This window comes from Deltaproteobacteria bacterium, assembly GCA_016183235.1.
Classification (GTDB): domain Bacteria; phylum UBA10199; class UBA10199; order DSSB01; family JACPFA01; genus JACPFA01.
The window spans coordinates 87291-109535 of sequence record JACPFA010000026.1 but is presented as its reverse complement, the minus strand read 5'-3'; the positions used below and the strand labels follow the sequence as shown (position 1 = coordinate 109535).

The 22245-nt window shown below is 44.4% G+C and carries 21 protein-coding genes; 18 read left to right on the top strand and 3 right to left on the bottom strand.

Annotation, left to right across the window (positions count from 1 at the left end; all coding sequences use genetic code 11):
* Position 1: 1 nt before the first annotated feature.
* Together dnaN and dnaA are read right to left on the bottom strand one after the other, a co-directional pair.
* Positions 2-1096, bottom strand: a complete 1095-nt coding sequence (gene dnaN, locus HYU97_06440) for a DNA polymerase III subunit beta (GenBank protein ID MBI2336383.1) — start codon at positions 1094-1096, stop codon at positions 2-4.
* A gap of 342 nt (positions 1097-1438) precedes the next feature.
* A complete protein-coding gene (dnaA, locus tag HYU97_06435) occupies positions 1439-2812 on the bottom strand; it encodes a chromosomal replication initiator protein DnaA (protein MBI2336382.1) in 1374 nt (457 codons plus the stop codon).
* 518 nt (positions 2813-3330) lie between these two features.
* On the opposite strand from dnaA, the gene rpmH reads away from it, so the two are divergent.
* The 8 genes from rpmH to HYU97_06395 all read left to right on the top strand — a co-directional run bounded on the left by rpmH (position 3331) and on the right by HYU97_06395 (position 9667).
* Positions 3331-3480 (top strand): 50S ribosomal protein L34, encoded by a 150-nt coding sequence (rpmH, locus tag HYU97_06430; protein ID MBI2336381.1) that lies wholly within the window; start codon positions 3331-3333, stop codon positions 3478-3480.
* A gap of 4 nt (positions 3481-3484) precedes the next feature.
* Complete coding sequence (gene rnpA, locus HYU97_06425) at positions 3485-3841, top strand: ribonuclease P protein component (GenBank protein MBI2336380.1); 357 nt, start codon at positions 3485-3487, stop codon at positions 3839-3841.
* Positions 3838-4065 carry a membrane protein insertion efficiency factor YidD gene (gene yidD / locus HYU97_06420; protein MBI2336379.1) on the top strand — a complete coding sequence of 76 codons (228 nt, stop codon included), beginning with the start codon at positions 3838-3840 and terminating at the stop codon, positions 4063-4065. Before rnpA ends, yidD begins: the two co-directional genes overlap by 4 nt.
* Before the next feature lie 11 nt (positions 4066-4076).
* On the top strand, positions 4077-5678 hold the full coding sequence (yidC, locus tag HYU97_06415) for a membrane protein insertase YidC (GenBank protein MBI2336378.1): 1602 nt from the start codon (positions 4077-4079) through the stop codon (positions 5676-5678).
* A gap of 109 nt (positions 5679-5787) precedes the next feature.
* Positions 5788-6426, top strand: coding sequence for a hypothetical protein (locus tag HYU97_06410; GenBank protein ID MBI2336377.1), 639 nt, complete (start codon positions 5788-5790; stop codon positions 6424-6426).
* 166 nt (positions 6427-6592) lie between these two features.
* Positions 6593-7975 carry a tRNA uridine-5-carboxymethylaminomethyl(34) synthesis GTPase MnmE gene (gene mnmE, locus HYU97_06405; GenBank protein MBI2336376.1) on the top strand — a complete coding sequence of 461 codons (1383 nt, stop codon included), beginning with the start codon at positions 6593-6595 and terminating at the stop codon, positions 7973-7975.
* A gap of 362 nt (positions 7976-8337) precedes the next feature.
* Positions 8338-9171, top strand: coding sequence for a L,D-transpeptidase (locus tag HYU97_06400; GenBank protein MBI2336375.1), 834 nt, complete (start codon positions 8338-8340; stop codon positions 9169-9171).
* A 16-nt stretch (positions 9172-9187) separates the two neighbouring features.
* Complete coding sequence (locus HYU97_06395; GenBank protein MBI2336374.1) at positions 9188-9667, top strand: hypothetical protein; 480 nt, start codon at positions 9188-9190, stop codon at positions 9665-9667.
* Here the strand turns inward: HYU97_06395 and HYU97_06390 are convergent.
* Positions 9624-10814, bottom strand: a complete 1191-nt coding sequence (locus HYU97_06390) for an alpha/beta fold hydrolase (protein ID MBI2336373.1) — start codon at positions 10812-10814, stop codon at positions 9624-9626. The genes HYU97_06395 and HYU97_06390 overlap by 44 nt on opposite strands.
* A 353-nt stretch (positions 10815-11167) precedes the next feature.
* Here HYU97_06390 and mnmG point away from each other — a divergent pair, with 353 nt between their 5' ends.
* The 10 genes from mnmG (at position 11168) to HYU97_06340 (ending at position 22211) form a co-directional block, all read left to right on the top strand.
* Positions 11168-13075: a tRNA uridine-5-carboxymethylaminomethyl(34) synthesis enzyme MnmG gene (gene mnmG, locus HYU97_06385; GenBank protein ID MBI2336372.1), complete on the top strand. Its 1908-nt coding sequence runs from the start codon at positions 11168-11170 to the stop codon at positions 13073-13075.
* Positions 13076-13786: 711 nt separating this feature from the next.
* Positions 13787-14599, top strand: a complete 813-nt coding sequence (locus HYU97_06380) for a ParA family protein (GenBank protein ID MBI2336371.1) — start codon at positions 13787-13789, stop codon at positions 14597-14599.
* Between the two features lie 100 nt (positions 14600-14699).
* Positions 14700-15530 (top strand): ParB/RepB/Spo0J family partition protein, encoded by an 831-nt coding sequence (locus HYU97_06375; protein MBI2336370.1) that lies wholly within the window; start codon positions 14700-14702, stop codon positions 15528-15530.
* Positions 15531-15621: 91 nt separating this feature from the next.
* On the top strand, positions 15622-16071 hold the full coding sequence (locus tag HYU97_06370; GenBank protein ID MBI2336369.1) for a polymer-forming cytoskeletal protein: 450 nt from the start codon (positions 15622-15624) through the stop codon (positions 16069-16071).
* Between the two features lie 146 nt (positions 16072-16217).
* Positions 16218-17165, top strand: coding sequence for an ATP synthase F0 subunit B (locus HYU97_06365; GenBank protein MBI2336368.1), 948 nt, complete (start codon positions 16218-16220; stop codon positions 17163-17165).
* Positions 17162-17701, top strand: a complete 540-nt coding sequence (atpH, locus tag HYU97_06360) for an ATP synthase F1 subunit delta (GenBank protein MBI2336367.1) — start codon at positions 17162-17164, stop codon at positions 17699-17701. Before HYU97_06365 ends, atpH begins: the two co-directional genes overlap by 4 nt.
* Positions 17702-17714: 13 nt before the next feature.
* On the top strand, positions 17715-19223 hold the full coding sequence (locus HYU97_06355) for a F0F1 ATP synthase subunit alpha (GenBank protein ID MBI2336366.1): 1509 nt from the start codon (positions 17715-17717) through the stop codon (positions 19221-19223).
* A gap of 160 nt (positions 19224-19383) precedes the next feature.
* Entirely contained in the window at positions 19384-20247 is an 864-nt protein-coding gene (atpG, locus tag HYU97_06350; GenBank protein ID MBI2336365.1) for an ATP synthase F1 subunit gamma, read from the top strand.
* Positions 20248-20293: 46 nt separating this feature from the next.
* Entirely contained in the window at positions 20294-21718 is a 1425-nt protein-coding gene (atpD, locus tag HYU97_06345) for a F0F1 ATP synthase subunit beta (GenBank protein MBI2336364.1), read from the top strand.
* 46 nt (positions 21719-21764) lie between these two features.
* A complete protein-coding gene (locus HYU97_06340; GenBank protein MBI2336363.1) occupies positions 21765-22211 on the top strand; it encodes a hypothetical protein in 447 nt (148 codons plus the stop codon).
* The last annotated feature ends 34 nt before the right edge of the window (positions 22212-22245 follow it).

Below are 22245 nucleotides of genomic sequence, written 5' to 3'. Positions count from 1 at the left end.
CTCACAACCGCATCGGCATAATAACATTAATGAAACTACGATCATATTCTGAGCGCATCACGCAGGGGCTAATTTCATCTTTAAATTCCAAAATGATTTTTTCATCGGAAAGGGCATGAATGGTATCTAAAAAATAACGCGGGTTAAAACCCACTTCAACTCTCTCCCCTTTGTAATCGACCTCTAATTCCTCCCTGGCTTCTCCAATATCCGGGTTACTACTTTGAATTTCTAAATTCCCCGAAGAAAAAATCATTTTAACCCCACGATTTTTATCTTGGCTAAGCAAAGAAACCCTTCGCAAGGCCCCCAAAATTTCATTACGCCCCACACTGACCACCTTTTCTAAATCTTTGGGAATAACTTTTTGATAATCCGGAAAATCCCCTTCGATCAATCTTACGATCAATAAAGCCTGATCGGTTTTTAACACTACATTTCTCCCCTCTACCCCAAACAAATATTCCCCCCCGCTTGCCAACAGACGTTTCATTTCCATCACACCCTTACGGGGAATAATCACTCCCTTTTCTAAACCTAGCGCCACCTTTCTCTCCACATGAGAAAGCCTATGCCCATCAGTTGCCACCATTCGCAAGCTTTCTTTATCTACCCTTTCAAGATAAACCCCATTCAAATTATATTTTGTTTCATCGAGCGAAACGGCATAAGAAGTCTTTTCGATCAAATAAACCAAATCTTCGCCACTCACCTTCACCAACTTACTAACATCGATCACAGGCATCGAAGGAAACTCTTCAGCCGGCAACTGAACAATTTTAAACTGCGATTTACCACAGCCCAATTCCACCCAACCACTTGTTTTAGCGCGAAAAATAATCTCTTCCCCACCCAACTCTTTGGCTATTTCATAAAGGCTCTTAGCCGGTAAGGCAGCCTTACCCTCTAGATTGCACTGTACCGGGATTTCAACGATCATCCCCACTTCTAAATCGGTGGCTGAAATCCTAAGACCACTTTGACTTAATTGAAACAAGGCATTCGACAAAATAGGCATGGTGCTTTTTCGGTCAACAATGCTTTGAATAGTTTGCAAACCTTGCAAAAGATCATTCCGTTTAATTTTAAAATCCATAGTTATCCTCTGAGTCTTCTTAAAATACAGATATAAGATATAAAAACAGTCGTAGTAATAAGTAACGTGATTAAGTGAGTAAGTGAATATTGTCTTTATATTTCAACGAGCTTACCTTCCCCTCTGCTTGTGGACAGAATGTACCTCCATTGGGGAAAAGTAGGCCTAAAATTAAATTCACGACTTACCAACTTTTATAAACCAACCTTTTCCACAATCTATTTCGTAAGACAAGGGGATTATCAATCTTCAATGTCATCCCTGCGAAGGCAGGGATCCAGATATTTGCATGAGGATCTAATTTAAGACTGGATCCCTGCCTTCGCAGGGATGACAACAGTGTCAAACAAGATGTTTTTCAATGGAGTGAATTTCGTGTTGCAGCGTCATGTCGCCTTGTAATTGTTTTTCGATCTTTTGTACGGCATGAACCACCGTTGAATGGTCTTTGCCCCCGAATTTTTGGCCCAACTCGGGGTAACTCGATTTGACGTGTTTGCGACATAAGTACATAGCGATTTGGCGAGGAACGGCAAAAGATTTTAAACGGCGAGCACTTTTGAGATCAGATAATTTGATGTTAAAATGTTCGGCCACCAATTTTTGTACCCCCTCAATGGTCAACATCCGAAAATTGTCGTTGATGGTGTGTTTTAAAACTTCTTTGGTTAGGTCTAAAGTAATCTCGGCATGGGTGAGAGAAGCAAAAGCGCTCATGCGAGTGAGCGAACCTTCTAGTTCTCGAATGTTAGTGCGAACATTGTTGGCCAAGAATAAGGCGACATCGTCGGGAAGAGGGATTTTGTCTTGCTCGGCCTTTTTGCGAAGGATGGCTAAGCGAGTCTCTAAATCAGGCGGTTGAATGTCAGCAATCAAACCCCAACCAAAACGAGAACGTAGCCGTTCTTCAAGTTGGGGGATATCTTTAGGGAAACGATCGCTCGTTAAAACAACTTGTTTTCTAGATTCGTAAAGAAAATTAAAAGTATGAAAGAATTCTTCTTGGGTTCGTTCTTTTCCGCCAATGAATTGAATATCATCGATGAGTAAAACATCACAAGATTCGCGAAACCTTTTGCGAAACTCAAACATCTTGTCATAACGAATCGAATTGATCAGTTCGTTGGTGAATTGTTCAGAATGGATATAAAGCACCCTCAATACCGGGTGAGAGCGTTTAATCTCAAGACCAATGGCATTAACGAGGTGAGTCTTACCTAATCCCACATCCCCATAGATAAAAAGCGGGTTGTAAGCTCGAGCCGGCAGATTAGCAACCGCTTTACAAGCGGCATGGGCAAATTGATTGGAGTTTCCAACCACAAAAGTATCAAAGTGATATTTAGGATTCAGATTACCCAAATAGGCATCGGGTTGACCTGCAATCAACATTCGTTCGGGTGTAACCGTGGGTCGCTCAGGAGTCGTAAGCTCGGGGGAGCGTTCTTGGGCTTGGGAGGTACGAAAATCAACCTTGTGTTCAACATTAGTTATTTTGAAAATTTCATATTTGATGAGATTGAGATAGTTGTCAGTAATCCAATCGCGGATAAATTTATTAGGGACTTCGATTGTCATCGAACCCTCAGGCTCAATGCTAAACGTAACCGGTCTAATCCAATTGTTGTAATTGAGATCACTAATTTTGGTTTTAAGTGAATTAAGAAACTTTTGAATGACCTCAGTCACATGAACAACCTTATCTTGGTTAGCCACAGGCTTATTCACAACTGTGGAAAACTCAAGAAAACAAAGAATTTCAATAACTTAAAAGAAAAAAACGCAAAAAAACCACCCTTTAACACACTAAGGTTAATTTAAAACCTCTGCGCATTCTTATTCAAAACCAACGATTTAATTTATTGCAGCGGAATGAACTAAAGTTGACGTTACCCTACGAAAAAACCTTTGCCTCCCTCTTTTACGCCGGACCTCTTTTACACCGGATGCTTTTTTCAAATTCAAAAATTAAAAAACTTTTTATATTGAATTTTTAAATTTAAAAAGAGCCATAAAAAATTTTCTTCACTTGAATCGTTAGCACGCGGAATTTTTACGAAGGCGATGATTGTTAATTTTTGCACCACCTTTTGGCAAGATTTATTTTTGATTATTTTATAACTCTAGAATTAGAAACGATTTTTTTTTGGCGTTGACAAAGGATTTTAAAAATGTTTTTGAAGCCCAAGTTCTAAATCAGTAACGAAGATCTTATTTAAAGAGTTTAGATTTCAATGAAGCGAACCTACCAACCTAGTAAACTGAAGGCAAAACGCAAACATGGCTTCCGTGAAAGGATGAGTACCACGTCGGGAAAAAATGTTTTAAATCGGCGTCGTGCTAAAGGCAGAAAACGCTTAGCTAAGCAAACCTATAAGAAATAAGCATTTGCGGGCAACTAACCCTGAAAAACTTCAATCCAAGCTTGTGGAGAGAGTTTTAAAAGGCCAACAGAAGATCGACGCTTCGCCTTTTCGACTTTGGTACTTAAAAAACGATCAACCCATTTCTCGGTTGATCTTTATCATTTCCAGTTCTAAGGTCCCCCGAGCGGTGGTGCGAAATAAAATAAGAAGGATTGGTAAAGAAGTCTTTCGAGAGCGGAAAAATTTTTTAGGCCCACTTGATTTGGTCATAGGAGTTCGGGAAAAAAGCTTAAAGCAAATTCAAAAAGCTGAAATTTGGGAAGCGATGAGGAAAATTTTTGGGTTGCTTGAGGCAAAAACGAAGTTAAAGACATTATGAAAAAGTTTTTTTTGTTCTTTATAAGAATCTATCAAAAAATTTTATCTCCTTGGGTGGGTCAGGGGTGTCGTTTTTATCCCACTTGTTCGACTTATGCCTATGAGTGCTTCGAACGGTTTTCAATAGGCAAGGCTATCTTCAAAACTTTAGGCAGGCTTGCTAAATGTCACCCCTTTCATCCAGGCGGTTTTGACCCAGTGGAGTTATCCACACATTGTGGATAAGTCGTTAACTTATGGAAAAAAATGCTTTCTTAGCGGTTATCTTAAGTGCATTAGTCTTTATTATCTATTTTGTGGTGGTTCCCAATCCCCAACGGGTACCCACGCCTCCTCCACAAAATCCTCCCATTGTTCAAACCGAGACCCAAGCGCCCCTCTCAAACCCCCCTCTCTTACTTACACCTGAGTCAGGGCCACAGTCCGTGACCTATGAGACGAGCAAGCTTGAAACAAAAGTTTTTGTAAGTCAGTTTTCAACAGAGGCAGGCCAAGCCTTAAGTTGGGAAATCCTAAATTTCAAAAAGACCACCGATGGGCAAGCGAGTCCCCTTGATCTGCTGCAAAATACGAGCGACGCCTTTCCCTTTGCTTTATTGCTCGATACCAAATTGGTGAATTCGTTTCACACCGTGGTTTCTGCCAAAACCGACGAGATTATTTATCAGACTCAGACCCCGCAATTAGCGGTGCAAAAGATCATCCGCACGACCCCACACGATTATTTTTTAGAGGTTCAGGTTCAAATCACCAATACTTCCAGCGAGGTATTGAGTTTTGTGCCAGGCTTAAGGTTAGCGGCCTACAATGACCCTCATGAAAAGCCCAAAGGCTTTTGGATCTTCAAGGCACCCTTGGATATTAACACCCCGCTCTATTTTATCGACAAGTCCGTGGAACGGCTTGCCAACCTTGACAAATTGCCAAGCTGGAAGGGTTTTATGGGCAACATTCTGTGGACGGGTTTGGAAAGTCGGTATTTTTTACGCGCCATTGTAGCCCGCACCGATTCGATGGAAAACCAAACCAATTTTGGCAAACAAGGCGATGTGTTATTTGCTGATCTTAATTATCCCAAGCAAACTTTGGCCCCAGGGCAAAGCAAACAGTTTATCTTTACGACCTATTTAGGGCCCAAGGACATGGATTTGCTCAAGGCCGGCGGGCCTAGTCTAACCAAGGCCGTTAACCTAGGTTGGTTTGGGATTATTGGTGAGCCATTGCTGTGGTTGTTGAAACAACTCCACACCTTGTTGTTTAACAGTTGGGGATTGGCCATTATTGGGCTCACCCTGTTAGTTAAAATATTACTGCATCCCGTTTCTAAAAAATCCCTCAAAGCCATGAAGGCCATGCAAGAGTTACAACCTAAATTACAAGAATTGCGCGAAAAATATAAAACCGATAAACAACGATTAAATGTTGAAACCATGAATTTATTTAGGGCCCATAAAGTAAACCCCATGGGCGGATGTTTGCCCATGCTTCTGCAAATGCCCATTTATATTGCGCTGTATAATGTCTTTTATAATTCGATCGATCTCTACCACACGCCTTTTTTGTTTTATAAAGATTTAGCCGCCCCCGATCCCTATTATATTTCACCCATTTTATTGGGCATCTTTTTGTTCCTCCAGCAAAAGCTAACCCCGCAGGCCAATGTAGATCCTGCTCAGCAAAAAGCCATGATGCTCATGCCCTTATTATTTAGTTTTTTCCTGCTTAATCTGCCGGCCGGGTTAGTGCTCTATATTTTTATCAACACGGTAATGGCAGTAGCGCAACAATATAAAATGAATAAGAATATCAGCTTTATGAAATTATTGAAGAAAAGTTGAAACTGCGTTAGACTATTGTGATGGTAGGTAACTTTCTCACCATAAGGTCCGATAAAAATAGAGGCGCATTAACAATGCAATTTTTTCGATGATTGAGGGAGATAGATACATGAAATTGGGTTGGCATTTAGCCGTTATTTTTTTGATGGTCAGCGTGGTCCCCTTTAACACCTTTGCAGAAAAAAAGAAGAGAGCGAGCGACCCACTTCCCTATGTAGAATTTGATAGTTCCAAACAACTCCAAGTCAAAAAGATTAAAGCCCCTAAGTTTTCTTTTAGTTACCCTTCAGTGTATCATGTTCACTCTTATGACGGGCAATCGATTAATATTAATGACTGGCGAAGTGCTGGGGATTTTTCAAACAGTGCCATTATTGTAAAATGGCGCAAGGGTTCTTTTAATCAAAAAGAAGAAGCCATGTATCTTAAAATGGGCAATGGCAAAAGCGCGGTTAAAATGATGCCCACCAAGAGCGTAGGCCCTACGCAGGGCAAAAAATTATGGGCCATTCGCGCTCAATATAATTTCGAAGGTACTTCGGCTGTCCCTATTACCCCGCCCGATACTTATAAAGGCGGCAAGTCTTTTGTCATTAAACCGGCCAAGGCGGTCTTGGACGAAGGCGTGGTGACCTTGCGTTGTGGGGGCTGGAACGTGCTGGTCAACTACAAATCGCGGGCCGAAAAAGACTATTCGACTCTGCAAGAGAACGTCGATCATATCGTCAAATCTTTCAAATGTAGTTAAGTAATGCCTCAGTAAAATAGATGTCATTCTGAACCCAGAGGCCCTTCGGCAGCCCTCAGGATAAATTCCGCGCGGATTTCGGAAAGCTTAAACCCCTAACACTGAGGCATTACGGAGTTAATAAAGACATCTGGATCTTTTTTTGTAAACTGCTAGTAGGTCTGGCATGAAGATGTTGACTAAGCGTGAGGATACGATTGCTGCTATTGCTACCCCTACCGGGAATGGGGGGATTGGTGTGGTTAGGTTATCGGGGACCAAGGCCTTCGCCATTCTTCAATCTTTGTTATCAAGCCCTAATATAAGTTTCACGTGGGAAACGCGAAAACTTTATTTTACATCTTTTGTGGATCCTCATTCTCACACCACCATCGATACTGGCTTAGTTTGTAAAATGCCCGGTCCCCATTCTTATACAGGCGAAGATGTGGTGGAACTTTATGGGCATGGCGGAAAGTTAGTGATGGAACGATTGCTCCAATGCGTTCTTGAGGGCGGGGCTAGGCTTGCTGAACCGGGGGAATATACCTTGAGGGCCTATCTCAATGGTAAGATGGATTTAAGCCAGGCCGAGGCGGTGGCCGATGTCATTCATGCCTCTTCAGAAGCGGCTCTGAAGGGGGCCAATCGTCAATTGCAAGGGCGGCTGGCAGAACAAGTCAGCAAATTGCGGGGAAAGATTTTATTTTTAATGAGCCGAGTTGAAGCAGCTCTGGACTTTCCTGAAGAAGACATTTCATTTTTGGGGTTAAGAGAAATTAACGAAAAATTAGACGAGATTCGTCAAGTGCAACAAAATTGGTTAGAAAAATTTTGCGTGGGAAAAAGCCTCCGCGAAGGCATTAAAGTGGTTTTATTAGGCGCGCCTAATGTAGGCAAATCTAGCCTTATCAACCAATTTTTAGGGGAAGATCGAGCCATTGTGCATGAAGCGCCGGGGACAACTCGGGATGTAGTGGAGGGTAGCTGTATTCACCGTGGGATATGGATGCAATTTTTCGATACCGCAGGGATTCGAGCCTCGGGCGACCCCGTGGAACAAGAAGGCATCCGACGTACCCTTAAGACTGCGGCGACCGCCGATCTAACTTTATTATTGATAGATGCCACAGCCCCCTCTACTGAAATGCATGATGAATTAAAACCGCCGACTCTAGCCGTGGTTAATAAAATCGATTTAAATCCCAACCTAGGTTTGATTCAGGAATTGCAAACCAGTGGGCGCTTTCAAGGCGTCTACCCCATCTCGGCCTTAAAGGGCACGGGAATTCAAGAACTGAAGACCAGCATTTTAAATTTTTTAGGGATTGATAACTTATTGAATTTAGAACAAGAAAACTGGATTAGCAACACACGGCATCGGGAATGTGTTGAGAAGTCTTTAGAATTTCTTAACCACGCCAGCCTTTCCCTCCAACAGCAAATGCCCCTAGAATGTGTCGCCGAAGATCTGAAACAAGCGGAGACACATCTCTCTCAAATAACCGGAGGGATATCGAACGAAGAGGTGCTTACCCGGATATTTCAAGATTTTTGTGTGGGCAAGTAGTTCGACTTATCAACAGAGCTATAAACAAATGAGGGGCTTTATCCACAAGAAGGCCTGTGGACATCTGTGAAACGTTGTTATTATAATGTTTCACAATTGATTATTCTGAACAATGTCATCCCTGCGAAGGCAGGGACCCATGATGGCGAAGAATCTTCCAATTCATCTGCAAATAGAGTCACGTCTTGGCGAAGCGGGCAGAGATTCCCTCAACCCCAGCAAAGGGGTTTCGGGTAGCCTCTTCCCGCTTCGCCAAGACTTTGTACAAATATCAAAAAGCGATAAAAATATTTATTGTTGCCGAGAAGGATATGAATTCTTATAATAGTGGAGGGAAGATATTTAAAGGGGGTGTAAGGGTTATGCGGTTACGTATCTTTATTCTATTGATGTTGGTGGGCTTGGTTTCGGCTTGTGCGGGAAAACCAACAGCCCATATGGCTAAAGCTCCAACAACTCCAGCGACCGATCAGGTCAAAACATTAACGCCCAGTGTGCCGGGTTACAGTATTCGAGTTAATATCCCCGAGCGAGTTTTATATCTTAAACAAGATGGCAAGGTTGTTAAAAATTATTCCATAGCTGTGGGTCAAGGGCGTTATCCAACCCCTGTGAAACAATTTACGATTGAACAGATTGTTTGGAACCCTTGGTGGATCCCTCCCGATAGTGATTGGGCTTCAGGGGCTAGCAAAACCCCGCCCGGGCCTAATAATCCTTTGGGCCCTGTTAAGATGATTATGCAGGAAGCCATTTTAATCCATGGTACCAATAAGCCAGGCAGCATTGGCCAGCCGGCTAGCCATGGTTGTATTCGGATGTATAAAGAACAGGCCGAAGAATTGGCTTGGACCTTGCAAAGTCAATATTCCGACAAGAACGATCCACAGTTAAAAGATTTTTATAAAAAGAAAAAGGGGCAATCTTTTTATGTGAATTTAAATCAAGGGGTGCCGGTAGAAGTTACTTATGATACGGTCGAAGTGGCCGATGGACAATTAGTGATTCATCCTGATATTTATCGGCGTAAAGGTGCTTTAAAACAACAGATAGAACAATTGTTGCATTTGCAAGGCAAAGAAAATATTCAGATTAAAGACGAACAATTGAAAAATATTCAAAAACTGCTACAGAAAGGTAAAGTCATCATGCCGATGTCTGATTTAGTTTATGCTTCGATGGTTTCGGCATTGTAAAATTAATTTTTGAGTTATGTTAGTATCTAATTTGCAAGCTCCGTCTTCCAAATCAATAACCTTATTATCTTTAAGCAGTCTTGAGGATTTGCCCGAGCGGTTGAAGTTGGCCAGCCCTCATTTCGCCTGCCTTTTGGCTTGTGATGCCCAAGAATTAGAAGACACCCAAATTAACGAGTTGGCGGATTTTTTACTGCAACAAGGCCTGGCCTATTTGGGAGTGTGGGGGCCAGAATGTGAAAGGGTGCGAGACCTTTTTGCCGTCAAAGTTTCAGAATTAGAAATTGCCGAGGGCGTTGAATTTCCCCTTTTGACCCACTGCCATAAAGAAAAAGAACTTGAAGAGGTATTGGGATCTTTTGTTCAATCCGCCAAGCCCGACGATGCCTATGTTAAAACCTGCCAAAGTTTGTTGATCGTGTGTGTGAACAAGCCCGAGTGGGAAACGACATTTAAGCAGACCCTGGCTGCAAAAGGGCTGCAAACCAAACCTTAACCTTCAAAATAGCGGGGATAGCACACTCGCTGTGGTCGCCCGTGGGGATGGCCTCAAGTTCTACGGCCGTGGAACCCTCAATAGCAAAATGTTCCATGGCGATCCGGGCATTAAGAAAAGGCACAACGGTATCTTGTTTACAATGAACCAACAACATGGGGGCCATGGGCTTAAATTCGTAAACCTGATTTTCCCTTAAACGCATGCGTAAAGGATGTTGGGGATTTTGCAAAAAATCGGCTCGATAATCACTTTTCAATACTAGAGTTAGATCGGTTGAAAGTTGTTCGTTGATGCTATCGCCATCATGAGTACCATCAATAAAGTTGGGTAATTCCTGAGGATAAGGAGACAACAAACTATCTTCTAAAGAAATATCGGCATAAATTTGATGATAGGCGGCCAGTAGATAGGCCAAAAAAGCAGGATAGGGGTAGGTCTTGGCCTTCAAAATATGAATGGCCGTTGCTTCCAAGGCGTAGGCACCGGCCAACGGTGCTGAAGCCGTAAGGGTTAGATTAGAAATGGGCGTTTTTTCTAAGGCTTTTGTGGTTGCCATGGTGGCATAACCACCCTCGGAATAACCGGCCAGAAACAATTGGCCATTTAAGGCGAGCTTTTGTGCTGCTGCAAATTCTTGCACGGCCCGGATCATATCGATCACCGCGTTAGCGGTGCTAGTTTCATGATGATAAGGGTGTAATAAGGTTGAATCGCCTAGGCCAAGATAATCAGGGACTAAAGTCAGATACCCTTCGCTAGCGGCCAGAATACCAAAGGCGTCAAAGCCAGTTTGTGAAGCTACGTTTTTGCGTAAAAATTCAGTGCCATGTTGAATGCTGAGCAAGGGTAATGGGTTAGAGGATTGAGGAATAAACAAGGCCCCCGAAGCCAGGGTGTCATTCCCAAAAGGGTCTTTGGTTTGATATTGGATTTTATAAATTTGAATGGCATGGCCGGTATTTAACGAAACGCCATATTCAACTTGAGCAAGATCACTGAAGTCAGCCAGATCAGCCGTTGACAAAGTTGCAAGGCTTTCAGCATCTAAAAAATGGGTTCCAACCGTTTCAGGTGCTGAATTGCCACAACTGCTGATAAAAATAACAGCGCATAACAAAAGAAATGATTTAAAGCCGTGACGCATAAGGCCTCATCGTCGTTAGATCAAATAAAGTGCTAAACTGGGAAAAGAATTTTGCAAAGAAGTATTTTTAAGCCTGGTTAAGCGATCTTGCAATGAAAGGACCTTTTATATTATGCAAGTACACTTCATTGCAGGATAGCAGAGTTTCGTTTTGAACGAAAAAACAAATAGTTTTTTACTTGCAATGGCCATTATCGATGGGAATAAATTTAGAAATCGCGTCAAAAAATGCGTCATAGATTTCAATGATTATAAGTTAGCCGACGGCAAATGTAGTTAGAATCGATGTTATAAAGAGTTTATTAAGAGTAAAATATCATTATAAATATTTTGCGTCATAAAAAGGCGAAGAGATGTTTGCATTTGAAAAGCGATATGATGTGATTGTGGTGGGGGCTGGCCATGCGGGTTGTGAGGCGGCGCTAGCGGCTGCCAAGTTGGGGGCAACTATCCTGCTGCTCACCGGCAACCTCGACATGATTGCGCATATGAGTTGTAACCCGGCCGTGGGTGGTTTGGGTAAGGGGCATTTGGTAAAAGAGATTGATGCCTTGGGTGGGGAGATGGGGAAGAATATCGATGCTACGGGCATTCAATTCCGTATCCTCAATGCCAGCAAAGGCCCGGCAGTACGGTCTTCGCGGGCACAAGCGGACAAAAATTTGTACAAGCAGCGGATGAAGGAAGTTTTGGAAAATACCCCTAACCTCGATATCAAACAAGGGCTGGTTGAAAAAATTCTTACAAAAGATAGTAAGGTGACTGGAGTCCTCACCCACTTGGGTTGGGTATTTTTGTCCCATGGGATTATTCTCACCACCGGGACTTTTTTAAAAGGGCTTATGCACACTGGGGAGAGCAGATCCCAGGGGGGGCGGGCTGGTGACATGGTAGCCATGAAGCTATCCGGGAGCTTGACAGATCTTGGATTAGAGATCGGTCGATTAAAAACTGGGACTTGCCCAAGGGTGGATGGGAAGACTATCGATTTTTCTAGCCTTGAGTCGCAACCTGGTGACAATCCACCCCAAAGATTTAGTTTTTCAAAGACGTCACAAATCGTACAAAAACAGGTTCCTTGTTACATTACCTACACCAACGAAAGAACCCACGGTGCCATTCGCAGGGGTATTCCACGCAGCCCATTGTTTAATGGGCAGATAGAAGGGACGGGGCCACGCTATTGCCCATCGATTGAAGACAAAGTACATCGTTTTACCGACAAAGAGCGGCACCAACTTTTTTTAGAACCTGAAGGCTTAAACACCCGAGAGATTTATGTGAATGGGCTGTCGACTTCTCTCCCCATCGATATTCAATTAGAAATGCTTCGAACCATCCCAGGCCTTGAAAAGGCCGAAATCATGCGAGCTGGATACGCCGTTGAATATGATTATGTTGAACCAACCCAACTAAAGGCCTCACTGGAGACTAAAGTCATCGAAAATTTATTTTTAGCCGGCCAAATCAATGGAACTTCAGGTTACGAAGAGGCAGCGGCTCAAGGGCTGATGGCTGGAATTAACGCTGTGTTGAAAATCCGGGGAGAAAAACCCTTCATTTTGACTCGAGATCAGGCCTACATTGGTGTGTTGATTGATGACCTGGTGACAAAAGGCACCTGTGGTGAACCTTATCGCATGTTTACTTCTCGAGCTGAACATCGATTGTTATTGAGGGAAGATAACGCCGATCTTCGATTGAGAGAACTAGGCATGACTTTAGGCTTGATCGATCACAAAGAATATGGGGACTTTATTCACCGGAGGACTCAAGTCACCACCATCCAAGAAGCTTTAAAAGAAATCATTTTTTACCCCACACCAGAAATTAATCAGATAATGGAAGACACCTTAAAAACAGCTCCGCTTAAAAAACCCCTGCCCTTGTCTGAAATTCTTTGCCGACCAGAATGCAACCTAGTAAATCTTGTCGAGGTTTTTTCAGAAAAGCTTGGGTTTATGAAGACCTACGATCCAGAGAATCTCTATACAGCAGAGGTGGAGACTAAATACTCCGGCTATATTGAACGAGGCAAAATTTTAGCTCGGCAATACCAACAACTGGCCGAGCACGCCTTTCCAGAAAAATTTTCCTTTGATAAAATTCCAGGGCTTTCTCAGGAAGTGGTCGAGAAATTAAAAAAGTTCGCCCCCTCTAATCTTGATGAAGCGAGCAAAATATCAGGCATCACCCCCGCAGCCTTAAGCATCCTGGCCATCTTTTTAAAAAAACAACTCAATGGCAAAGCAGCCGCTTGAGGGCTTTTGTTTCACATGAAACAAGTGGGGGTTAAAGTCTCCTGGAGAATAAAGTCATCACCGCAAATAAATATTCAAATTGTTGCACTAAAAAGCGAGGGATGCGACTTTGCGGTTGAGTTAGCTTTTTCGACCCGGCGCTCCATCGCCGACCCTAATGGGGCTAGCCGGCACGGAAGCCTTCCGCGTTCCCGCCTGCGGCGGGCCTCGGCTTTCCATGCCGGCTAGCCCGCATTGGGGGCCCCGGCGATTCCGCGATGGGTCGAAAAAGCTAACTCAACCGCAAAGTCGCATCCCTCGCTTTTTATATCCATACAAATATTTGCAGAGATATAAAAATATTTGCAGAAATATAAAAAGTTTTACTGAAGTTGGCTGAGGCTGGAAGGGGTTTGTCCCTTCGCGGAGTTTACACTGAGTCTTGGCGAAGTGCTCAGGGTAAACTCCAGTTTTCACCTCTATGGCTATATAGCCGTGAAAGCTGAGACTTTGAGTGCGCCTGGGGGCCGTAACCCCCAGGCGACACGGACCCCTGGAAGCCTCTGCCGACTTCAGTAAAACTTTTTAGGTGAGCGAGTTGCGTTTCACGTGCAACCGATGACATACATTATATTACATGTATATTTTTGTTGCTAAAAATTTTGGATTACGATAAAAGGTGTGTATCTCAATCCAACGTAAATCCAATTAAATAGGTTTATTTTAAATTAAATGGCAAAAATTTTCGCCATCACTAATCAAAAAGGCGGAGTTGGTAAAACTACCACTGCCATCAATGTGGCGTCTTGCCTGGCGGCAGCCGAACGCAAAACTCTGTTGGTGGATTTAGATCCCCAAGGCAATTCCACTAGCGGCTTGGGTTTTGTGAAACAAGAAATCACGCAAAGTATTTATGAAGTGTTGATTAATGAAGTGGCGGTGGAAGCGGCTGTGGTGTCAACCGATCTCGAATATTTAGACCTGCTGCCCGCCAACACCCAGCTGGTGGGGGCAGAGCTAGAGTTGGTGTCGGTGTTTGCCCGAGAATCAAAATTAAAAAGTGCTCTTAAAAATTTAGAAGAAGATTATGATTTTATTCTCATTGATTGTCCTCCTTCCTTAAATTTGTTGACGGTCAATGCGCTTACGGCCTGTGATGCAGTGCTGATCCCTGTGCAATGTGAATATTTTGCCTTGGAAGGTTTGAGTGAATTGACGCGCACCATCGAATTAATAAAGACCCATTTAAATCCAAAATTACAAATTGGTGGAATCATCTTAACCATGTTTGACGCAAGAAATAATCTTGCCAGACAAGTGGCCGAAGAGATCCGCAATTTTTTTGGAGAAAAAGTATTTCAAACGGTGATTCCAAGAAATGTGAAGTTGGGGGAGAGCCCATCACATGGTAAGTCGATCATTAATTATGATGTACGTTCTAAGGGGGCACAAAGTTATCTTGATTTGACTCGAGAATTGGTTGGTATAAAAAACGTACAAAATATAGTTCAAGAGGGGCAGTTTCAGGGCGAAGTTTTATTATGAGCAAGCCTTATAAAAGGCGCATGATCATTTAAATTATAAGGAGGGTTTTCGCGTGAATCAACGTGCATTAGGAAAAGGGTTGGCTTCATTATTGCCCGGCATGCTTTTGTCGAAAAGTGCGCCAGAAATATCAGAAGAGGGTGTGTCAAAATATTTGGAATGTCCGATTGATGATATTATTCCCAGCAAAGATCAGCCGCGCAAACTTTTTGAGAAAAAAGGTTTAGAAGAATTGGCTCTCTCCATCCGTGAAAAGGGTGTCATTGAACCCTTGTTGGTGCGTGCAATGCCCGGAGGTGGAAAATACGAATTGGTTGCGGGCGAGCGCAGGCTAAGGGCGAGTAAGCTAGCCAATCTCGATAAAGTCCCGGTTGTCATTTTAGATTGTGAAGACGATGAGGTGATGGAGATTGCCTTAATCGAGAATATTCAGCGGCAGGATTTAAATCCCATTGAAGAAGCCTTGGCTTATAAAAATTTATTAGAACGTTATGATTACACGCAAGATCAACTGGCCGAGCGTGTGGGCAAAGATCGATCGACGATTGCCAATGCCATACGATTGTTGGGATTGCCTGAAGAAATCCGAGGCGACATTATTGAAAATCGTTTAAGCATGGGGCATGCCCGAGCGCTTTTGGCCTTAGACGATGACGCGCTTAAGATTAAAGTGAAAAATCAGATCATAAAAGACCAATTATCCGTTAGAGAAGTAGAAAACTTAATCCGAGACCTGCGCACCGGCCTGCAGTTGCGTAAAGTTGCAGTGGCCAAGATAGAAGATCCGCAAATAAAATTTATTGAAAATGAAATGATGAAGATTTTGGGTACTAAAGTAAAAATCAAACCTTCTGGGAAAAAAGGCAAGGTGTTGATTGATTACTATACGCATGAGGATTTAGATCGAATTTATAACGCAGTTATTGGATGAAAAAAGAATAAAGATTGCGTCATCGTGGATCCCGGGTCAGGCCCGGGATGACGTGGATCGCAATGACAAATGAATAATAAGGAGGCCGATCATGGCTAGGGAACGAAACTTAAAAATGTTAGAATCCGAATCTACCACCGTGCTAGAGCGTGACGCAGAATTTGAAGGCAAATTAACCTTTGAAGGCACCGTGCAAATCAATGGCAAATTTCAAGGGGAGATTTTTTCAGACGGTGTGTTGGTGATAGGAGAGGGCGCTGAGGTACGCGCTACGATTGATGTAGGCACCGCAATTATTACCGGTACGGTTTTGGGGAGCATTAGGGCTAAGCAAAAAATTGAGATGTTAGAACACGCCAAAGTGTATGGAGATATTTTGTCGCCCGCCTTAGTGGTAGGTGAGGGGGCCTTGTTTGAAGGTCATTGTAGTATGGGGAAGACAGCCCCTGAACATTATGCCGCTCCTACACCCGAAAATAATGCCGAAGTCTTTGAATTGACCTCGCCTGCACCTACCGATTATACCCGCCGCGAATTTTAGCCCATCTTGATCTTGACAGCGTGGATGCGTCGTGTTACCCAAGCCCCGCCAAAACAAACCGGGCTTAAGCTTTAAGCCCTAACCACTTGTAACCAGGCGGGAAAATTTAAATGGAAAATCTTGTTCCGGACCTCAGTTTTATCTTAATGTCTGGGATCTTTCTTTTGGTGGTCTTGATCGTTCATTTTTTAATCTTTAAGCCTGTTTTAGCCCTCTTGGCCATGCGTAAAAATCTCACCGTGGAACGGGTTGCGGCCGCTGAAGCCATGCATGGTGAAACTGAAAAATTGTTCGCCGACTATGTTCAAAAAATCAATGCAGCTAAATTAAAAGGCGTTTTGGTTAAAGAAGAATTAAAGCGAGAGGCCAATCGTTTAGCCATGGAGAAATTTCAACAAGTGCGTGGCAAAATCGATGAACAACTACAGGACCAGCGCAAAGTTATTCAAACCGAAACCGAGCATGCCAGGGTAGAGCTGCACCGTTTGGCTAAAGATTTATCAAAAAGCATTGCCCAAAAATTTTTAGAAAAGACCTTTCATTTCTGGCCCGTGACCCTATTGTTTTGGTTGGCGAGCGCAAGCGTTATGGCTGCTGAAGGCCATACGACCGAAGGCATCCCCACCACCCTATGGTATGCCCTGGGCAACTTTGCTTTACTTTTAGTCGTACTATTTTTTCTCCTTAAAAAGCCGGTCAAAGATTTTTTTCGAGAAAGGGCAACCCAACTTAAAGATAAACTACAAGACGCCGCGCAAAAACGAGACGAAGCCTTGGGAAAATATCAAGCGGTTGAAATAAAATTGAAGCGTATTGAAGACGAGATCAAAAGTTTGGTGGAAACGATCCGCCAAGAGGGAGAATTGGAAAAGGCTAAAATCTTAAATGATGCGCAGATGCAATCAGAGCGCATGTTAGCCGAGAGCCACAAGCTGATTCAACAAGAAGTTCGTAAGGCCAAAGAGGTTCTCAAAGAAGAGGGTATCCAGATCGCCATTGAATTAGCAAGCACGCACATTCGCCAAAATATTCAAGCCGAAGATCAAAACCGTATAGTGCAAGAATACCTGGGTAAGATGGAGAAATTGGCATGATCGAAGGTTCTTTAGGCAAACGTTATGGTAAGGCCCTGCTTAGGATTGCAATCACCGCATCGCAAGTAGAAGAAATTTTAGCCGAATTAGAAAGTTTGAACGGGACTTTCTTACCCAAGGCCCCGCTAACTCTCATGTTAGGCAATCCGGCCATTTCGATTCGAGAGAAAAAAGAAGTTTTAGAGAAGATCATTCAACAGGTGGGATTAAGCCGAGCGGTGGGGAATTTATTGCGGATTCTTTTAGAAAGAAAACGCAGTTATGTGTTTAGTTCGGTGGTGCGGGAATATCGCAACATGGCCGATGAGCATTTGGGGCGGGTGCGGGCCATGGTCCATTTGCCCATGGCAACGCAGGTGGGTGATTTAGGCCTGCGCTTAGAAAAGATTTTAAAGAAAAAAGTTTTGTTAAAACAAGAGCAAGATGCTTCGTTGTTAGGGGGCATTATGATCAAAATTGGCGATCAAGTTTTTGATGGTAGCCTTAAAGCCCAGCTCAACAAACTACGTTCGAATGTCGAAAAAGTAGCGCTTTAGAGGAGAATAACGCATGCAAATCAGGCCAGATGAAATATCAGAGATTATTCAAAAACAAATACTTGGGTTTGGGCAGTTGGTCGAAATGACCGAAATAGGCACGGTTCTTTCGGTGGGGGATGGGATTGCGCGGGTGTATGGGTTGACTAAGGTTATGGCGGGCGAGTTGTTAGAATTTCCGGGCGAGGTTTATGGCTTGGCCCTCAACTTAGAAGAAGACAATGTAGGCGTGGCCATCATGGGCGAGGATGTTAAGATTAGAGAAGGGGATGAAGTCAAACGGACGGGGAGAATTGCTGAAGTCCCGGTGGGCGAAGCGGTATTAGGCCGCGTCATTGACGCACTGGGGAATCCGCTCGATGGTTTAGGGCCGATTGAATCCAAACTTTCTCGACGCATTGAAATTAAAGCCCCCGGGATTGTCGATCGAGAGCCGGTTAAAATCCCTTTGCAAACCGGGCTCAAAGCCATTGATGCCATGATCCCTATTGGGCGTGGGCAACGGGAGTTGATCATTGGCGACCGTCAAACCGGCAAAACCGCGGTGGCCTTGGATACGATCATTAATCAAAAAGGCAAAGACTGTTATTGTATTTACGTTGCCATTGGGCAGAAGCAATCTACCGTGGCCCAAGTGGTGGAAAAACTTAAAAAACATGGGGCCATGGATTACACGGTCATTGTGGTGGCGGCGGCTTCTACCCCGGCGCCTTTGCAATTTATTTCCCCTTATTCCGGTTGCACCATTGGCGAATATTTTCGAGACAATGGCAAGCACGCCCTTATCATTTATGATGATTTGTCTAAACAAGCGGTGGCCTATCGCCAGCTTTCGTTGTTACTCCGTAGGCCGCCCGGGCGCGAGGCTTATCCTGGGGATGTTTTTTATCTGCATTCCCGTCTTTTGGAACGGGCCGCAAAACTAAGTAGCGCGCGAGGTGGCGGGTCTTTAACCGCGTTGCCCATCATTGAAACCCAAGCGGGGGACGTTTCGGCTTATATCCCTACCAACGTAATTTCTATTACGGATGGCCAAATTTATTTAGAAACCGACTTATTTTATTCAGGGGTGCGGCCTGCGGTTAACGTGGGGCTCTCAGTTTCACGGGTGGGAGGGAATGCCCAAGTGAAAATGATGAAACAAGTAGCGGGAACTTTGCGGTTAGAATTAGCCCAATTTCGTGAGTTGGCGGCCTTTGCCCAATTTGGGAGCGATTTGGATGCGGCCACTCAGGCCCAGCTAGCCCGGGGGGAACGCCTAGTGGAGGTGTTAAAGCAAGGGCAATACGAACCCATGCCCGTGGAGCTGCAAGTCATTCAAATCTATGCCGCAACCAATGGCTATTTAGATGCTTATCCTACGGCAAAGATTCAAAAATATTTGGAAGAATTGCCCCTTTATATGGAAAGCAAACACAACGGTTTATTGAATGACCTGCGCAGCAAAAAAGAATTAACGGCAGAAATTAAACAAAGACTCAATCAGGCGCTAGAGCAATTTAAACAACACTTTGTAGCGTAAAAGGAGGCCTCTAAAAACGACCCATCTGCGGCGTTGCCTGCAAAATCGCGATCCTCACGTATTTGCACATACGCCCCGGGCGCGATTTTGCAGGCACCTTGCATCTGGGCCCTTTTTCGAGGCCTCCACAATATAGAGTCGTTAAAGGTAAGATAAAAATATGCCCTCGTTAAAGTCGATCCGAAAGCGTATTGTTTCGGTCAAAAATACTCAGAAAATTACCAAGGCCATGAAAATGGTGGCGGCGGCCAAATTGCGTCGTGCCCAACAGAAGCTCATGCAGTCTAGGCTTTATGGCAAAACCCTTGAAGAGTTGATTCACCGCTTATTAGCCAGCGGGCAAGATTTGCAACACCCGTTGCTCAATGCGGTTGAGCAACCCAAAGCGGCTTGGGTGTTTGCTTTTACGTCAGATCGTGGTTTGTGCGGTGGGTTTAATTCTAACTTACTCCGCCGCACCGATCGATTCTTGCGGGAAAATAAAGATCTTTATGCAGAGCTGTTGGTTCAAATGCGAGGGCGTAAGGGTTGTGAATATTATCGGGCCCGCAAAATTACTTTGGCGGCTGAGTACCCTGGGATTGCGGAAAAGTTTGATTATGCAACAGCAGGCCAATTTGCAGAGCGTTTTATGGCAGCCTTTACTAAGGGTGAGGCAGATGAAGTCTTTATTGTTTACAATCAATTTAAGTCGGCCATCTCGCAAGACATCCTAGTGAAAAAGATTCTACCCGTGGCCCTGAGCGGTGATGCGCCTAAAACGACAGGCGATATTTTATGGGAGCCCGACCAATTTAGTTTGTTAGATCAGTTGCTGACTCGGTATGTGGCGATGCAGCTTTACTTGGCACATTTAGAATCGCAGGCGAGTGAATTGGGGGCTAGGATGTCGGCCATGGACAGTGCAACGAATAATGCCAGCGACATGATGGATCGCTTGACCCTGCAAATGAATCGAGCGCGTCAAGCGGCGATCACCACCGAGTTGATGGATATTGTCAACGGCGCAGAGGCGATGAAATAATTGCGTCAAAGACGCGTCAAAATTTTTTTTAATATGGAGTCAAATTATGGCAGAAGCACAAAACGTTAGTGGGAAAATTTCTCAAGTCATTGGGGCCGTGGTGGATGCAAAATTCCCCCCGGGGCAATTACCCGAAATTTTTACGGCCCTCAAGGTCAGCAACCCCAGCATTAATGATAAACCTTGGAATTTGGTGTTGGAAGTAGCGCAGCATTTGGGCGAAGAAACCGTGCGTTGCGTGGCCATGGATTCGACCGAAGGTTTGGTGCGGGGGCAAGAGGTGGTGAACACAGGCGCCGGCATTCAAATGCCCGTGGGTGATGCGGTGTTGGGGCGCATTCTTAATGTTATAGGGGCGCCGGTGGATGAAGGGGGCCCGGTCGCGGCCAAAGAATTTCGCCCCATCCATGCCAAGGCCCCGCCTTTTGCGGATCAGTCCACCGAAGTTAAAATGTTTGAAACGGGAATTAAGGTTATCGACCTCTTAGCGCCTTATTCTAAAGGCGGCAAGATTGGTTTGTTTGGTGGTGCAGGCGTGGGTAAGACCGTGTTGATCATGGAGCTCATCAATAACGTCGCCTTGGCGCATGGTGGATATTCGGTGTTTGGTGGAGTGGGCGAGCGGACTCGCGAAGGCAACGACCTTTGGCTAGAAATGAAAGAATCAGGGGTTATTGCCAAAACCTCGCTCGTGTATGGGCAGATGAACGAACCCCCCGGGGCCCGTTCACGGGTGGCCTTGTCGGCCTTGACCATTGCGGAATATTTCCGTGATGCCCAAAACCAAGACGTCTTGCTTTTTATCGATAATATCTTTCGTTTCACGCAAGCCGGTTCCGAAGTGTCGGCCCTCTTAGGGCGTATCCCTTCGGCCGTGGGTTATCAACCAACCTTGGCAACCGACCTGGGGACTTTACAAGAACGGATCACCTCAACTAACAAAGGGTCCATCACCTCGGTGCAGGCGATTTATGTGCCGGCTGATGACCTCACCGACCCCGCCCCGGCAACCACCTTTGCCCACTTAGACGCGACCACCGTGCTTTCGAGGCAAATTGCCGAACTGGGGATTTATCCAGCGGTCGATCCGTTAGATTCTACTTCCCGAATCCTTTCCCAAGAGGTGATTGGAGAAGAGCACTACCAAGTTGCGCGTGATGTACAAAAAATCTTGCAACGCTACAAAGAGTTGCAAGACATCATTGCGATCTTGGGGATGGATGAACTTTCAGAAGAAGACAAGCTTATCGTGGCCCGTGCCCGTAAAATTCAGCGGTTTCTTTCTCAACCCTTCTTTGTGGCAGCACAGTTTACGGGGTTGGAGGGGAAATATGTTAAATTGGCCGATACCATCCGCGGTTTCAAAGAAGTGTTAGAAGGCAAGCACGATGATGTGCCGGAGCAGGCCTTTTATTTGGTGGGCACGATCGAAGAAGCGCTGGAAAAGGCCAAAAAATTGGCTGCAGGTTAATATTGTCATTGCGAGCGAGCCTCGTCGGCGAGCGTGGCAATCTCGCATGGAAGAATTTATTATGCACATAGAATTTGTAACCCCCGGGGCAAAAATCTTATCAGGTGATTACGATAGCATCGTAGCGCCGGGGTTACTGGGCGAATTTGAGATATTGCCGGGCCATACCACCATGGTGTCAGGCTTGGGTGTAGGGGTTTTGACCTTGCGTCAAGGTTCAACTATGACGCAGTTTGATGTTGAGGGTGGGGTTTTAGAGGTGGCAGAAGATCAAATTAAAATTTTAGCCGATGCTTGCACTCTTGGTTTGTTTAGAAGCTTGTCCCGAGGTTTTACGAGGGATCTCCTTGTTCGTAGGAGATCCTTCGCTAAGGCTCAGGACAGGCTTCTACAAACCATATGTTTTTTAAGCGCTCATGACTCGTCGCTCTCGCACAAAGGGTTTCTGAAAGCTAAGCCCCTAAGACTGAGGGATTACTGCACTAGTAAGTAATTCTCTTTTCTTATTTTAACAGGCATGTTTTAAT

Excerpts from the sequence above, each read along its gene's own strand:
- atpH (MBI2336367.1), top strand. The coding sequence starts at position 17,162 with ATGATCGAAGGTTCTTTAGGCAAACGTTATGGTAAGGCCCTGCTTAGG.
- atpD (MBI2336364.1), top strand. The coding sequence starts at position 20,294 with ATGGCAGAAGCACAAAACGTTAGTGGGAAAATTTCTCAAGTCATTGGG.
- HYU97_06375 (MBI2336370.1), top strand. The coding sequence starts at position 14,700 with ATGCTTTTGTCGAAAAGTGCGCCAGAAATATCAGAAGAGGGTGTGTCA.
- HYU97_06365 (MBI2336368.1), top strand. The coding sequence starts at position 16,218 with ATGTCTGGGATCTTTCTTTTGGTGGTCTTGATCGTTCATTTTTTAATC.
- HYU97_06410 (MBI2336377.1), top strand. The coding sequence starts at position 5,788 with ATGAAATTGGGTTGGCATTTAGCCGTTATTTTTTTGATGGTCAGCGTG.
- HYU97_06355 (MBI2336366.1), top strand. The coding sequence starts at position 17,715 with ATGCAAATCAGGCCAGATGAAATATCAGAGATTATTCAAAAACAAATA.
- HYU97_06390 (MBI2336373.1), bottom strand. The coding sequence starts at position 10,814 with ATGCGTCACGGCTTTAAATCATTTCTTTTGTTATGCGCTGTTATTTTT.
- HYU97_06395 (MBI2336374.1), top strand. The coding sequence starts at position 9,188 with ATGTTAGTATCTAATTTGCAAGCTCCGTCTTCCAAATCAATAACCTTA.
- HYU97_06340 (MBI2336363.1), top strand. The coding sequence starts at position 21,765 with ATGGAAGAATTTATTATGCACATAGAATTTGTAACCCCCGGGGCAAAA.
- mnmE (MBI2336376.1), top strand. The coding sequence starts at position 6,593 with ATGAAGATGTTGACTAAGCGTGAGGATACGATTGCTGCTATTGCTACC.
- mnmG (MBI2336372.1), top strand. The coding sequence starts at position 11,168 with ATGTTTGCATTTGAAAAGCGATATGATGTGATTGTGGTGGGGGCTGGC.
- rpmH (MBI2336381.1), top strand. The coding sequence starts at position 3,331 with ATGAAGCGAACCTACCAACCTAGTAAACTGAAGGCAAAACGCAAACAT.
- HYU97_06370 (MBI2336369.1), top strand. The coding sequence starts at position 15,622 with ATGGCTAGGGAACGAAACTTAAAAATGTTAGAATCCGAATCTACCACC.
- yidC (MBI2336378.1), top strand. The coding sequence starts at position 4,077 with ATGGAAAAAAATGCTTTCTTAGCGGTTATCTTAAGTGCATTAGTCTTT.
- HYU97_06380 (MBI2336371.1), top strand. The coding sequence starts at position 13,787 with ATGGCAAAAATTTTCGCCATCACTAATCAAAAAGGCGGAGTTGGTAAA.
- HYU97_06400 (MBI2336375.1), top strand. The coding sequence starts at position 8,338 with ATGCGGTTACGTATCTTTATTCTATTGATGTTGGTGGGCTTGGTTTCG.
- atpG (MBI2336365.1), top strand. The coding sequence starts at position 19,384 with ATGCCCTCGTTAAAGTCGATCCGAAAGCGTATTGTTTCGGTCAAAAAT.
- yidD (MBI2336379.1), top strand. The coding sequence starts at position 3,838 with ATGAAAAAGTTTTTTTTGTTCTTTATAAGAATCTATCAAAAAATTTTA.
- dnaN (MBI2336383.1), bottom strand. The coding sequence starts at position 1,096 with ATGGATTTTAAAATTAAACGGAATGATCTTTTGCAAGGTTTGCAAACT.